This is a genomic window from Caballeronia humi, from assembly GCF_001544475.1.
Lineage (GTDB): Bacteria > Pseudomonadota > Gammaproteobacteria > Burkholderiales > Burkholderiaceae > Caballeronia > Caballeronia humi.
Genome location: NZ_FCNW02000022.1, coordinates 66,455 through 80,105, shown reverse-complemented (window position 1 = coordinate 80,105; position 13,651 = coordinate 66,455). Strand labels below are relative to the sequence as shown.

General features: G+C 63.7%; 17 protein-coding genes and 1 pseudogene. 3 read left to right on the top strand and 15 right to left on the bottom strand.

What is annotated here, in order from left to right:
- Positions 1–19 precede the first annotated feature (19 nt).
- Positions 20–757 (bottom strand): SDR family oxidoreductase, encoded by a 738-nt coding sequence (locus AWB65_RS19935; RefSeq protein WP_087668779.1) that lies wholly within the window; start codon positions 755–757, stop codon positions 20–22.
- 327 nt (positions 758–1,084) lie between these two features.
- Here AWB65_RS19935 and AWB65_RS19930 point away from each other — a divergent pair, with 327 nt between their 5' ends.
- Positions 1,085–2,053, top strand: coding sequence for a methyltransferase (locus AWB65_RS19930; RefSeq protein WP_510183497.1), 969 nt, complete (start codon positions 1,085–1,087; stop codon positions 2,051–2,053).
- Positions 2,054–2,109: 56 nt separating this feature from the next.
- Here AWB65_RS19930 and AWB65_RS19925 read toward each other — a convergent pair whose 3' ends face one another.
- The 7 genes from AWB65_RS19925 to AWB65_RS19895 form a co-directional block, all read right to left on the bottom strand.
- Positions 2,110–2,382: a hypothetical protein gene (locus tag AWB65_RS19925; RefSeq protein ID WP_087668777.1), complete on the bottom strand. Its 273-nt coding sequence runs from the start codon at positions 2,380–2,382 to the stop codon at positions 2,110–2,112.
- On the bottom strand, positions 2,382–3,203 hold the full coding sequence (locus tag AWB65_RS19920; RefSeq protein WP_087668776.1) for a hypothetical protein: 822 nt from the start codon (positions 3,201–3,203) through the stop codon (positions 2,382–2,384). The genes AWB65_RS19925 and AWB65_RS19920 overlap by 1 nt, the downstream gene beginning before the upstream one ends.
- Before the next feature lie 78 nt (positions 3,204–3,281).
- Positions 3,282–3,491, bottom strand: a complete 210-nt coding sequence (locus tag AWB65_RS19915) for a hypothetical protein (protein ID WP_087668775.1) — start codon at positions 3,489–3,491, stop codon at positions 3,282–3,284.
- A gap of 254 nt (positions 3,492–3,745) precedes the next feature.
- Positions 3,746–3,949 carry a hypothetical protein gene (locus AWB65_RS19910; RefSeq protein WP_087668774.1) on the bottom strand — a complete coding sequence of 68 codons (204 nt, stop codon included), beginning with the start codon at positions 3,947–3,949 and terminating at the stop codon, positions 3,746–3,748.
- A 97-nt stretch (positions 3,950–4,046) separates the two neighbouring features.
- Entirely contained in the window at positions 4,047–4,439 is a 393-nt protein-coding gene (locus AWB65_RS19905; RefSeq protein ID WP_087668773.1) for a DUF5594 family protein, read from the bottom strand.
- Positions 4,440–4,469: 30 nt separating this feature from the next.
- A complete protein-coding gene (locus AWB65_RS19900; protein WP_087659487.1) occupies positions 4,470–4,772 on the bottom strand; it encodes a hypothetical protein in 303 nt (100 codons plus the stop codon).
- A 95-nt stretch (positions 4,773–4,867) separates the two neighbouring features.
- Positions 4,868–5,767 carry a LysR family transcriptional regulator gene (locus tag AWB65_RS19895; RefSeq protein ID WP_087668772.1) on the bottom strand — a complete coding sequence of 300 codons (900 nt, stop codon included), beginning with the start codon at positions 5,765–5,767 and terminating at the stop codon, positions 4,868–4,870.
- 164 nt (positions 5,768–5,931) lie between these two features.
- Here AWB65_RS19895 and AWB65_RS19890 point away from each other — a divergent pair, with 164 nt between their 5' ends.
- On the top strand, positions 5,932–6,435 hold the full coding sequence (locus tag AWB65_RS19890) for a Spy/CpxP family protein refolding chaperone (protein WP_087668771.1): 504 nt from the start codon (positions 5,932–5,934) through the stop codon (positions 6,433–6,435).
- A 123-nt stretch (positions 6,436–6,558) separates the two neighbouring features.
- Entirely contained in the window at positions 6,559–6,990 is a 432-nt protein-coding gene (locus AWB65_RS19885; RefSeq protein ID WP_087668770.1) for a PGDYG domain-containing protein, read from the top strand.
- Positions 6,991–7,003: 13 nt separating this feature from the next.
- On the opposite strand, the gene AWB65_RS19880 is transcribed toward AWB65_RS19885, so the two are convergent.
- The 7 genes and pseudogenes from AWB65_RS19880 to AWB65_RS19850 form a co-directional block, all read right to left on the bottom strand.
- The gene (locus AWB65_RS19880; RefSeq protein ID WP_087668769.1) at positions 7,004–7,369 is read right to left on the bottom strand and encodes a DUF3022 domain-containing protein; all 366 of its coding nucleotides are present in this window, start codon (positions 7,367–7,369) and stop codon (positions 7,004–7,006) included.
- 6 nt (positions 7,370–7,375) lie between these two features.
- Positions 7,376–8,197: a YhfC family intramembrane metalloprotease gene (locus AWB65_RS19875; protein WP_087668768.1), complete on the bottom strand. Its 822-nt coding sequence runs from the start codon at positions 8,195–8,197 to the stop codon at positions 7,376–7,378.
- 8 nt (positions 8,198–8,205) lie between these two features.
- Positions 8,206–9,237 (bottom strand): LacI family DNA-binding transcriptional regulator, encoded by a 1,032-nt coding sequence (locus AWB65_RS19870; RefSeq protein WP_235007690.1) that lies wholly within the window; start codon positions 9,235–9,237, stop codon positions 8,206–8,208.
- Between the two features lie 106 nt (positions 9,238–9,343).
- Positions 9,344–10,317, bottom strand: a pseudogene (locus AWB65_RS19865) (2-hydroxyacid dehydrogenase).
- 92 nt (positions 10,318–10,409) lie between these two features.
- A complete protein-coding gene (locus tag AWB65_RS19860; protein WP_087668766.1) occupies positions 10,410–11,696 on the bottom strand; it encodes an MFS transporter in 1,287 nt (428 codons plus the stop codon).
- A gap of 19 nt (positions 11,697–11,715) precedes the next feature.
- Entirely contained in the window at positions 11,716–12,723 is a 1,008-nt protein-coding gene (locus tag AWB65_RS19855; protein ID WP_087668765.1) for a sugar kinase, read from the bottom strand.
- Positions 12,724–12,778: 55 nt separating this feature from the next.
- Positions 12,779–13,633, bottom strand: coding sequence for a sugar phosphate isomerase/epimerase family protein (locus tag AWB65_RS19850; protein WP_087668764.1), 855 nt, complete (start codon positions 13,631–13,633; stop codon positions 12,779–12,781).
- Between the last annotated feature and the right edge of the window lie 18 nt (positions 13,634–13,651).

Below are 13,651 nucleotides of genomic sequence, written 5' to 3'. Positions count from 1 at the left end.
ATGCTCCGTTAGTCGGCGTTCAAAGCTGGCTCATGCCGCCGTCGATGATGATCTCCGTCCCGACGATGAAGCCCGATTCCGGCGATGCCAGATGCAGCACCGTCGCCGCGACTTCGCTGCTGCGCCCGAAGCGGCCGAGCGGAATCTGGGCTTGCAGTTGAGCGGCGACATCGTCGGAGAGGCCGAGCTTTTCGTGCAGCGGCGTCGAGACGGGTCCCGGACTCACGACGTTCACGCGCACGCCGCGCGGCAGCAATTCGGCCGAGAGCGTTTTCGCAAAGGTGATGAGCGCCGCCTTGCTCGCCGCATAGACCGATGACGCCGGCATGCCGATATGCGCGTTGATCGATCCGTTCAGCACGATCGATGCGCCTTCGTTCAAAAGCGGCAGCACCGACTGGATCTGGAAGTACGCGCCCTTTACGTTGGTGTTGAAGCTCTCGTCCCAGAGCGCTTCGTCGACGTCGGGAAACGGCGCGAACTTCGCGATGCCCGCGTTGATGAAGAGCGCATCCAGACGGATGCCCTCGGCTGAGAGGCGCGCCGCCAGATCGCGGGCAGCGGCGACGGAGCCGGCATCGTTTGCGATCGCCAGCGCGTTTGCGCCGAGCGTTTCCTTCGCGGCGGCGAGCGTGGCTGCATCGCGGCCCGTGATCACGACGCGCGCGCCTTCGGCCGCGAATGCCTGCGCGGTCGCGAGGCCCATTCCGCTGTTGCCACCGGTAACCAGCACGGTCTTGCCTTCGAATCGGTTCATGACGTTCTCCTGTGAACGTTGGTGAGTGTGTGAAGAGAGTGTGGACCGGCGCGTGCCGATTGCCGTACGACGTTCCCGATGAACACGTTCGATAGCGTCGCACGAGTTTGTATCACGCAATTACTGGGTGGCGCAGCGAACATAACGCCTTGAACACACCAGGAGCCTTACCTAAAGTTAGCTGCGATCTTTCGACGAGCCTTCGTTGGATCGCCTTTTTCATCACATTTAAGGAAGGGTTGAGTTATGGAGAATGCGCAAGTGACTTCCGCCGATGCAGGCGACGAACCGCCCCCCGTCGTGCCCGACCGCCTGCTGCAAATCGGCATGGGTTTCTGGGCATCCAAGACGCTGCTCTCGGCGGTCGAACTCGGCGTGTTCACGCAACTCGCGAGCGGTCCGCGCGATGCCGCCGATCTGTCCGAAGCGCTCGGATTGCATCCGCGCGGCGCGCTCGATTTCCTCGATACGCTCGTCGCGCTGAACCTGCTCCAGCGCGATGACGGGCGCTACAGCAATCCGCCCGACGCTGATCTCTTCCTCGACAAGGCGAAGCCGAGCTATGTCGGCGGCTTGCTGGAGATGGCCAACTCGCGGCTGTATCCGTTCTGGGGATCGCTCACGGATGCGCTGCGCACGGGGTTGCCGCAGAACGAGGTGAAAAGCGGCGGCAATCTCTTCGATGCGATCTACCGCGACGAAGCATCGCTGCGCGGCTTCCTGCAGGCAATGAGCGGCGTGAGTCTCGGCGCGGCGAAAGCGATCGCGCGCAAATTTCCGTGGGGCGACTACCGTACGTTCATCGATATCGGCGCGGCGCAGGGCGCGTTGCCGGTGCAGGTCGCTCTGGCGCATCCGCATCTGACGGGCGGCGGGTTCGATTTGCCGGCGGTGGGTCCCGTTTTCGACGAGTACGTCGCGTCGCACGGATTGCAGGACCGGCTGCGTTTTTATCCAGGCGATTTTTTCAGCGACGCTTGCCCAAGCGCCGATGTGCTCGTGATGGGACACATCCTGCACGACTGGGCACTGCCGCAGAAGCTTGATTTGCTCGCGAAATGCCATGCGGCGCTGCCGAAGGGTGGATCGCTGATCGTGTACGACGCGGTGATCGACGACGAGCGGCGGCAGAATGCGTTCGGCTTGCTGATGAGCTTGAACATGCTCATCGAGACGCCCGGCGGGTTCGATTACACCGGCGCGCAGTGCATCGAATGGATGAAGGAGACGGGGTTCTCGGAGGTGCGCGTGGAACCGTTGGTCGGGGCGGATTCGATGGTGGTTGGGGTGAAGTGAGGAACGCTTGTTATCAGGAAAGCCCCGCGACTGCGGGGCTCGTTTCGCGGATCAGATCACTTCTCTCTCTGTATCGGAGCTTGCGTCACGCTCATGTACGTCGCGAGTTCAGGGGAAGAAAGCGAGAGTACGTTCAATAGCGAGACGCCTAGCTGCCGGGCGAATTCGTCGTCCAGTTTGAAATCGGACTCTTCCAAGAGAATGGGAGCTTCCATCACTTCGGCGGTCAATGCCGATGCCTTTCTTGTTTCGACCACGTGAATCAAAAGTCGCTGGCTGTCCGGTGCGTACGACAGAATGATCGAAGACGGCTTGTGTTTCTGTGTCATCAGTACCCTCTACATTGTTGGAATCGTTCAAAGGCGTTTTCTTTGCAAATCCGATAGCCGTCCATGCCGCTACGAGGAAGGGCTATCGCTCTGCATACGTCCAGGTCTGCCTCGTAAGCCGCGAAGCAATCGCCTTCGTCTGCTTCGCTGACTCCACGCGCGGCTATCTCCACGGCATCGTCTGACAGCATGCTCTGGCCCAACTCGAAAGACTCCGCATCACCAAGTGGTGTCGACTCCGCTTGCGCATGAGTCTCCGACAAATCCGGCAAGCCATATCGACTCACCCATCCCGCCCTGGCGAACATCGGCAGAAAGAGCGCCGGTGCAGCACGGACGGCCGCGTGCATCATCGCCTGATTATTCGCATCGTGCCACGCGTCGCCTTCAGCCGCCGACGTCTCCGGTACGTCGGGCCACGGCTCTTTTTCGATGGGCAGTTCGCCGTAGTCCTCCACGCCCCAAAAACTCGACGGCTCGTGCAACTGCAACGGCGCGACGAGCCCTCCGCCATACGCCGACTCGCGCTCGACAACGTGCACGTCGCCCTTCCACACCGCGCGTCGCAGCGTATCAAGCGTGTGACACGCGTTGCCCTTTCGATAATACGGAAACGACGCAACCAGAAAATCCTCGACGCGCTTGACGATCTCAGCGTCGCGCTCCCACACGTCAGGATAGACCGCATCGAGCATCCTGCGGCCCGCGTCTGCAGCGGCTTTCTTCTCGGGATCGGGGTACGAAAGCGAGCCGATTCGGTAGTCGCTCGCGAGGTCCATCGTATAGCGGAATCCGCCATAGTGCGTCAGCAAAGATGTCATTCGTGTTCCGAAGTAATCGCAACGACGAAAGACTAACGCACCTTCTGCAGGACCTATCCTGAAAATCGCGCAAGGGCCTCATGGCTCAAACGTTATCCTCCACCACCACCGCTGACGCGGAAACGCGAACGAACCGACGGACGGCGGCGGCACCGATGGATTGCCGCTCGATCCGTTGTCGTCGTCGTGGCCGTGGCACGCGGCAAGCGTGCCGGTCGCGGCAAGCGTGCCGGTCGCGGCAACGACGATATAGAACGTGGACAGCGAGAGAAAGCGTCGGCGATCCATGACAATGCCGCTCGATCTTCGGACGCGCCGATGCCTGCGCGGCCCGCATGCCAAGCGGAGCGCGCACGGCGTCGAGGCGCTGGGAATCGGTGGGATGTTCTGGCTGATGCAGCCGACGCTCGGTTCGGCGCTGCGTACGATCGCGAGAATTGCCTTACAAGCTAAAAAGCAGGATCGGAAGTGTCAAGAAAGGATTTCGAACGAACTCAGCCGATGCCGCTGCGCACTGATCGCGCGGCCGGCGGCATCGTGTCCTAGTGATCCTCGGCCATCGCCTTGAGGCGGTCGTTGCCGGCGTCGCGGGCGGCGTCGGCGGTCGCGAAATTCTCTTCCGACACCATCGACCGCTTGACCTCACGCGCGTCGAAATCGACGAGCGAAATCACCCACACGAAACCGCCTCCCTGCTCGGCGGTGTGCACGACCGCGCGCTTGCTCCCGTCGTTCGCTGATCCCATGATGACCTCCCTTCTGAAAGAGATGCGCCCGGATACTGCGGCGAGCCCCAAGCCTAAACCTTTTTGCTGTCGGCGTGAGGGCAGTTTCGTAACGACTTCATGCCTCGAAATCGAGCCCGCCGACGAGCACCGCGAACTCGGCCTGCGAGCGCGTTTCCAGATCGACGTCGCGCGCGCCTTGCCATGCGGCGAGCTTCGCCGGAATCGCATGCAGATAGCGCGCGAAACGCTCCTCGCCGCCGGCATCGAACAGGCGTTCGATCTCCTCGCCGTCCCACGTGAGGTACACGTTCAGCGGGCACTCGTAACCCGGCGGAGAACCGCGCCCATGCGCCACGCGCTCGGCGGCAACGCGCACACGCGTCGGCATGCGACTGCCTTCGTGCGGCATCACTTCAACGCGCACGCCGGCATCGAGCAGGCTCGTGATCCGGCTCGCGATGCGCGGTGCGAATTCGATGTCGAAGCGGCGCGCTTTCTCACTATCCACGGCGGCACTCCGCGACACGCCTTCGCTGCCTCATACCGGCGGCAGGTCCTCCAGCGACTTCTCGATCTGCCCGTCCTGCACACGCGCCTCGATGCCGATGTGCCCCGCCGTGTAGGGCAGCGCCGTCACCTTCGGACCGAGAAACGTCCGGCCGCCTAGCGTGAAGAGCGTGCGGACTTCCTTGCCGCTCTTGATCGCCTCGACGACCTGCGCGACATCGACGATCGTCGTGGGAGTCGTCCAGTCGTTGATGCCCGCGTCGAAGCTGCCCCAGCGAACGTTCGACACGCGGTCGTTGGTCCAGCGCACACCATCGATAGCCAGAGTAGACATGGATGCCTCCATCGCATCGTTGTATCGGGCAATCGTAGCACTTTGTCGCTGCCAGAGCGCTACGTGGAGCGCGCGGAAAAGCATGCCGCGGCGCATCAAATCCCAAGCCTGCCGACGATGAAATCGACAAACGTGGTGAGCTTCGGCGTCGCGCGGCGGTCACGCGGATAGACGAGGTGCGCGGGCGACGGCTCCGGCAAATAGCGTTCGAGCAGCGCAACCAGCGCGCCGCTCGCGAGTTCCTCTTCGACCAGCACGCGCGGCTGCAACACGATCCCGAAGCCCGCGAGCGCCGCCTTCCTGAGCGCCTGCCCGTTGTTCGCCTTGAAGCGCGCGGCCCGCGCCCGATGCTCGCGCGCTTCCGGCTCGTCGCCTTCGAGGCGCCAGCCCGCTTCGCGTCCCGTATGCACGAAACCGAGGCACTCGTGCTCCGCTAAATCACGCGGCGTGTACGGCGTGCCTGCGCGCGCGAGATACGAAGGCGCCGCGCACACCGCCATCTCGTAAGCCTTGAGCGGACGCGCGACGAAGCTCGCATCGGCGAGACTCTCCAGCGTGCCGATGCGCACGGCAGCATCGAACGCTTCGTCGACGAGATCGACAAGCCGGTTCGACAGGTCCAGTTCGACGCTGATCTCCGGGTAGGCCGCGAGAAACTCCGTCACCACCGGCGTCACGAACTGCACGCCGTAAGTAAGCGGCACGGTCACGCGCAGGAGGCCGCGCGGCGTCGAGGTCATTGCTTCGGCGAGCGACTCGGCGGCGGCGACGTCGGCGAGAATGCGCCGGCAGCGCTCGTAATACTCACGGCCGATTTCAGTGAGGCTCTGGCGGCGCGTCGTGCGCACGATGAGCCGCGCGCCGAGCTTCGTTTCGAGCGCCTGCAGGTGCTTGCCGACCATCGCCGCTGAGATGTCGAAGCGCGCGGCGGCTGCGGTCATGTTCCCCGCCTCGACGACTTCCACGAAAACCCGCATGCTCAACAAGGTGTCCACTGCTATTTTTCCCAGACGTATCGGTTGTAAGCAGATGTCGCAACGCGCCATGACGGCCGCGCAATCGTGATACTAATAACGCGTTTTCGGCCGGGCGGTGCGGATCGGCGGCGTCGAGCCCCATGCACCGCGCGCCATTTTCCAATTGACAGAAGGTCTCACGCATGAAAAAAACACTCGTTGCACTGGCGGCTTCCCTCGCTATGAGCGCGGCTTTCGCGCAGTCTTCCGCACCGGCCGCGGCGTCCGCAGCGGCGCCGGCTTCGGCGCCTGGTGCGCAACGCGAGGCGCACGTCGAGCAACGCATCACCGAATTGCATTCCGCGCTCAAGATCACGCCGCAGCAGGAAGACCAGTGGTCGAAGTTCGCCGACATCATGCGCGAGAACGCGCGCACGATGGGTGACCTGTATCGACAGCGCGTGGCGCAGCGCAACACGATGTCCGCACTCGACGACATGAAGCAGTACGGCCAGATCACGCAGGCGAACGCGGACGGCACGAAGCGTCTCGTCGATGCATTCGAGCCGCTTTACGCGAGCCTTTCACCGGAACAGAAAAAACTCGCCGATGCGAACTTCCGCCAGGGCGGGCGCGAACACGGGCATCGCGAGCGGCGTCATCCGCGTGCGGCGGCGCCGGATGCGGCTTCGGTCACGAAGCCCTGAGTTTGCCGATGTTTTGAAAAGCGCCCGCATTGTTCGATGCGGGCGCTTTCATTTGCGCGGTTGAAGTGCAAAATGCGCTGATAGCCGTTACGATCGCGAACCCCGGATTTCCAACGACCTGCCATGACCGCACTCATCACCATCGACCTGAGCACCGACCCCGCCGCATTGCGCGTCGTAAAGGACGAAGCCGTGGCCGTCGAATTCGCGGCGAGCGCGGGCGAACTGATGAGCCTCGAAGGCCCGAACCGCTACCAGTTCGGCGACGCCATCATCACCGGTGCAACGGGCGAACGCTGGGTCGTTTCGCGCGAACGCTTCGACGCGAAGTACGTGCCGGAGCAAAACGTCGTCCACGGTGAACCGGGCGTGTATCGCAACCGGCCGGCCGTCGTGCTCGCGAAAGAGATGCACGACGCGTTTTCCCTCGCCCGCTCGGATGCCGGCGACATCCTCACCGGCGCGGCCGGCGACTGGGTCATGCAATACGCGCCCGGCGACTTCGGCGTCGTCAAGGCCGAGCGTTTCGCGAAAGTTTACAAGCGCGCTGACTGACGCGCGCGCTGATTCACGCGAAGTCCTCGCCCATCTCGATCTCGACCGAACGCGGCACGGTCTTTTTGTTCGCGTACGCCTCCTCCAGCGCGCCCAGTTCCGCTTCCACGTAAGCGCGCAGCACCGCGTAACCGCGCGCGTGCATGCGCACCGGCGTCGCACGATGGCGCGCGAGCGCGACGGAATCGAAGCGCACTTCGATCGTGATTCGGCGCGCCGTCGAGCCGAAACGCATCGCGATGTAGTGAATCACGAGCGAAGTCCGGCCCTCGTCGTCGATGCGCTCGGCGAATTGCGTCTGCTCGGGAAAGAGATCGCTGATGACGTGCGCGAGCATGTCGATGTCGGCGCTCGGGCAGTCGTACTGGTAGTCGTCCATGATCGGTCAGTGTTCGGGATGAAGTGTAGGCGACGCAGCGCCGGGCCGTCCGCCGCCCGTGCGGAAATACCGCAAGAGCGCGCGCACGACGATCAGTCCGAAGACGAGATAGACGGCGTCGGCGGCGAGGAGCGGAATCAGGCGCGCCTGGAAGGCGGCGGCGGGCAGGCTGATCAGCGCGTGCGCCGCGATCATCGCCGGCAGCGTGTAGCGAAAGCGCTCGCGCAGCATCTGCCACATCAGCACCGAGAAGCCGAGCTGAAAGACGAAGGCCGCCGCCCGTTCGACGATAAACAGCGCCGCGTATTGCGGAGACAGATTGCCGAGCACCATATGCAGGCGCATCAGCGATTCGAGCGGCGCGCTGGTGAAGTGCTCGTCGAGCTGGTTGTTGTTCGCAAGCAGCGCGTAGACGATCCACTGCATCTGCACGAACACGCCGACGAGCCACGCCTCCGCCCCGCCATGCCCGATGCCGTATCCGAGCGACGTGCCTGCGTTCGCGAGCGTGTGCGGCTGCCGCGCGATCAGCCACTTCATCGCGATGAAGCGCCCCACTTCCTCGCAGACGCCCGCCGCCAGCGCGCCATACGCGACGAACACAACTGGATTCGCGAGCCAGCCGACGGTCGTTGCGTTCGAGAGCACGAGGCCATGCAGCCCGCGCTCGACGATCATCGAAAAGAACGCGAAGACCGCGATGCCGAGGATCACTTCACGCCGTTCGAAACCGAATCGCGGCTTGAGTTTGCGCAACAACACGACCGGCATCGCGGCAATGAGAAGCGTGGAAATCGTGAGGCATGCGAGCGTCGTTACACTGACCATTCAAATCCTTAAAGTTTGTCGCGGCGCGTCGAGGCGCGCACGACGAGTTCGCCCGGCAACAGGCATTCGCGCGCCGGCATGCGCGCGCCTTCGAGCCGCTCGTGCAGGAACTCGACCGCGCGCCGGCCGATATCGTAAGTCGGCTGGCGAATCGTCGTCATGCCGGCGAGTTCGGCCCATTCGGAATCGTCGATCGACATCAGCGCCGCGCGCTGCTGCCAGTCAGCGCCGTAGCGCTCCTTCAGATGCAGCGCCACGCGCAATGCGACCGGTGCATTCGCCGCGAAAAGCGCGATACGTGTGCCCTTTTCTTCCGACGCTTCAAGTTGCACATCGATCGCGGCGAGTGCAGGCGCTTCGTCCGCGAGATCGAGCACGACGGTCGAGCCCTGCGCCCCGAGCGCGCCGATAGTGTCACGAAACGCCGCTTCGCGCACGCGCCGCGAACTGATGCGCCTGAACGGTTGCACGATGAAGAGCACGTCGTCGAAGCCCTCGTCGACGAGATGGCGCGTCGCGAGCGAAACGGCCGCCGGGTTGTCGAGCCCGACCATATCGGTGACGAGACCTTCGATCGAACGGTCGACCAGCACGACGGGAACGCCGCCGCGCGAAAAAGTCTGCAGCAGTTCTTCCTTCACACCGAGCGCATTCACGATCACGCCTTCGACGCGGTACGTCGTGAGCAGTTGCAGATAGCGGCGCTCCATGTCGATTTCGTTCGCTGCGTGGCAAATCAGCGGCATGTAGCCGAGCGCATGGCACGCGGCCTCGACGCCTTGCAGCACTTCCACCGAATAAGGATTCGTCAGGTCGGCGAGCAGCATGCCGATCAGGCGGTTGCGTCCGCGCTTCAGGCCTCGCGCCATCTGGTTCGGCCGGTAGTCAAGCTTCGCGATAGCGGCTTCGATGCGCTCGCGCAAATCCGGCGAGAGCACGCTCGTCTCGCCGTTCAGATAGCGCGAGATACTGGTCTTGCCCGTGCCCGCTTCGCGCGCGACGTCAGTGATCGTGGCGCGGCGTTCGGCGCTGGCTATCATCGGGTTTGGCTCTTCATGCATATTGCTTTCACCGGGCGTCCTTGATGATCAAAGGCAAAAAAGCGCACCGTGGCGCGCTCTTTGCCGCATTTTGACGCACGCTCAGTCAGCGCTTCAGCACGTCGGGATTGACGATGTTGTTCGTGAGCGTGCCGTCCAGCGCGCCGATCAGGTTCTCCGCCGCGTTACGGCTCATCGCGTGACGCGTCTCGTGCGTCGCCGAGCCGATGTGCGGCAGCGCGACGACGTTCTTCATCGCGAGGAGCGGCGAACCGGCGGGCAGCGGCTCTTGCTCGAACACGTCGAGACCGGCGCCCAGGATCGTGCCATTTTGCAGCGCCTCGATGAGCGCGGCTTCATCGACGGTCGTCCGCGCGATGCGTTGATCAGGATCGCGCTCTTCTTCATCGCCTTCAGTTGCGCCGCGCCGATCATGCCGCGCGTTTCGCCGGTGAGCGGCACTTGCAAGCAGACGAAGTCGGACTGCGCGAGCAGTTCATCGAGTTCGACGCGTTTCGCGCCGTATTCCTGTTCCGCTTGCGCGTTCGGACGGCGATTCGTGTAGAGCACGTTCATGCGAAATCCGAGCGCGGCACGGCGTGCCACGGCCCCGCCGATGCGCCCCAGACCGACGATGCCGAGCGTCTTGCCCTGCACGTCGACGCCGAAGTGCGCATCGCCGATGCTCGCCTTCCAGTTGCCCGCTTTCACCCATTCCGCGAGTTCGACGACGCGCCGCGCGCTTGAGAGGATCAGCGCGAAGACGGTATCGGCGGTGGATTCCGTCAGGACGTCGGGGGTGTGGGTGAGGACGATGCCGCGACGCGTGAGATCGGCGACGTCGAAGTTGTCGTAGCCGACCGAGATGGTCGAAAGTACTCTCAGGTTCGTAGCGCCTTCCAGCATCTGGGGCGTGATTTGTACGCTCGCGCCGATCGCGCCGTTCGCGCTTTTTAGCGCGGCTTGCAGCGCGTCAGTGTCTTTCGGATCTACCGTCACGACTTCGGCGCGGGCCTCAAGGTATGACAGCACGTCGGCGGGCAGTGCCTTGTAGGCGACGATTTTCTTTTGCGTGGACATTTCGATTTTCGTTTCCAGTGGACGCTTGGTGTCTGCTTTTTAACACCGTTTGATGCGCCCGGCCATCAAGCGGTGTCACTCACATTCGAACCCTATCGCGCCGCAAGCTTCCCTGCAGGAGCAGCCACTACTGGCGGCTTGACCGCCAAAGTCAACACCACAGCGCCGAGAAGCGCCACGCTCATGAACACGTACGATGCCCCCGGCGAGCCGGTCGCGCCATTCAGATACCCGACCACATAAGACCCGACGAACGACCCGAGCGCGCCCATGCTGTTGATCAGAGCCATCGCCCCACCGGCGACGTTCTTCGGCAGCAATTCCGGCACGATCGCGAAAAACGGTCCGTACGGCGCATACATCGCAGCCCCAGCGATCACCAGCAACGCATACGAAGCCCAGAAATGGGTCGATCCGAGCAAGTACGATCCGGCGAAAGCCACCGCGCCGATCAAGAGGAACGGCCAGACAAAAAGCTTCCGGCGATCGAGCTTGTCCGATGCCCACGAAGCCGCCAGCATCGCGATCGTCGCGGCAAGATAAGGCGCCGCCGACAGCCATCCCGTCTCGACCATGCCGAACGACGAAGCGTTCTTGAGAATCGAAGGCAGCCACAGCACGAAGCCATACACACCGATGCTCCAGCAGAAATACTGCGCACACAGCTTGATCACCGCAGGCGAACGGAACGCCTCGCCGTAGTTCTTCACCGGCTTGATCGCAGCCTGCTCGGCGCGCAGCGTGGCATCCAGATCCTGTTTTTCCTGATCGGTCAGCCACTTGGCCTGCGCGGGCTTGTCCTGCACGATGAACCACCAGATCACGGCCCAGATCACCGCCGGCAACCCTTCCGCGATGAACATGTTGCGCCAGCCGAACGAATTCACCAGATATCCCGACACCACCGACATCCACAGCACCGTCACCGGATTGCCGAGGATCAGGAACGTGTTGGCCCGCGAGCGCTCGGACTTCGTGAACCAGTTCGCGATGAAGACGAGCATCGCCGGCATCACGGCCGCCTCGACGACCCCGAGCACGAAGCGGATCGCCATCAGCGAGGGAATGTTGCTCACCATGCCCGTGAGGGCCGCGCAGCCGCCCCACAGGATCAGGCTCACAAATACGAGTTTCTTCACGCTGCGCCGCTCGGCGTAGATCGCGCCGGGAATCTGGAAGAAGAAATAGCCGAGGAAGAACAGCGCGCCGATCAGCGACGACAGGCCCTTGCTGATGCCCAGGTCGTGATTGATGCCGGCGGCCGCAGCGAAGCCGTAGTTCGCGCGATCGAGATACGCAAGGCTGTACGTGATGAAGACGATCGGCATGATCGCCCACCAGCGGCGAATCGCCAGCTTGGGGGTAGTCGTGGTTTGCATGTGTGTCTCCGGGAGTCGGTCAGGCAAGGTTGAGCGCGGTTTTAGCCGTCTTTTCCGCTTGAATAGCTTGAGTGTCGGGTGCTTCCAATGCATTCAGTTCGGCGCGCGTCGGCAGCCCTTCGCTGTCGCCGATCACCTGGATCGCCAGCGCGCCGATCCGGTTGCCGCGCTCCAGCGCGTGCCGCAGGTCGCGGCCTTCGAGCAGCGCGCTCACCACGCCGACGGCGAAGCCATCGCCCGCACCGACCGTATCGACGACCTTCGCGACCGGTATCGCCGGGACGATGCCGGCTTCCCCGTCAGCGGTGCGGAAATACGCGCCGTGCGCGCCCAGCTTGACGATCACGCCCTTAGAACCCTGGTCGAGGTAGAAGCGGGCGATGTCCTCCGGCTGCGTGTAGCCGGTGAGCGTGAGCCCTTCGCTGACGCCCGGCAGCACCCAGTCGGCGAGGGCGGCGAGTGCGTTGAGCGACTCGGCCATCGCCTCGCGCGACGGCCAGAGCGTCGGGCGCAGGTTCGGATCGAAGGAAATCGTTTTGCCTGCTGCGCGCATTTCGCGTGCCATATGGAACGCGAGTTCACGGGATGTCGCGGAAATCGCGGGCGCGACGCCCGTCAGGTGCAGGTGGCGCGCGCCGGTCACGTAATCGGCGGCGTAGTCGGCGAGCGACAAATGGCTCGCGGCCGACCCTTTGCGGAAATATTCGACTGCCGGATCGCTCCCGTCGTCGTTCTTCGACTTGAGCTGAAAACCGGTCGGATAGCGCTCGTCGATCGTCACGCAATTCGCGTCGATACCTTCGGCCGCCAGCACGTCGAGCACGTAGCGCCCGAACGAATCCGCGCCGACGCGGCTCATCCAGCCCACCTTGAAGCCGAGCCGCGACAAGCCGATCGCGACGTTCAGGTCCGCGCCCGCGACGCGCTTCGTGAACTGGCCGACCTTCGCGAGATCGCCGGTTTCGGCGGCAACGAACATCGTCATGGCTTCGCCGTAGGTCACGACGTCGAGGGATTGTGCTTGCATGATGGGTCCTTGTTCTCAGTGCTTCGAAATAGCTTTGGAATCGCTTTGGAATGCGTCAGGCGGCCGACAGCCACGCGACTTTCGCCGCGGCATCCGCTTCGAGCGCGGCCGGATCGAAGGGGAATTCGATGCCGCGCGGAACGTCCGCCGGCAGCGCGGACAGCAGCGCGGCGAAGTGAGCGTCATCGGCGGCGGGCGCCACGGCGAAACGGCGCGCGCCCTCGCCCGTCACCGCCTTGCAGTGCACGTAGGTGACGTACGGCGCGAGGCGCGCGGCGGCATCGAGCGGGGTTTCCCCCGCCCACAGCCAGTTGCCGGTGTCGAACGTCATCGTGAGGGCGCGCGGCGCTTCGGGCAGCGCGCTGAACAGTGACGCGAACGCATCGATCGTGCCGCCCGCGCGCAACTGGCCGTTTTCCACGACAACTTGCGCGCCGGATTTCGAAATCGCCGTCAGCGCGTGGTCAAGCGTGACGGCATCCGTCGCTATACCGGTTGAGGTGCCGCCCAGTTGCAGCTTGACGATGCGCGCGTTGAGTGCGGCGGCTTCGTCGAGGGCGAGATCGAGCGCGCCGAGGTCGAGCGCGCCGTCGTCGGCGAAAAGCGTCGCAGGCGCCGAGAACACGGCCCACAGGCCGAGCGCGCGGATCGCGTCGCCGAGCTGGCGCAGCGCGTCGGGCGCAGCGTCGGCATCGTCGGCGAAAAGTTCGCGACGCACTTCGAACCCGTTTGCGCCCGCACGGGCAGCAGCGGCCGCCCAGAAGGCGTGTCCATCGCGACGGATCGCATCGGCGCCGAACGCGCTCGCGACGATCACCACTTCTGTCTTGAATCCCGGTTTGCGCTCGTTCACTTTCGACGTTTTCCGTTCAGTTTCTCCTGATGGAACCGGTTCTGGAACCGGTTCCATCAGGAGTTTTCAAAAAAG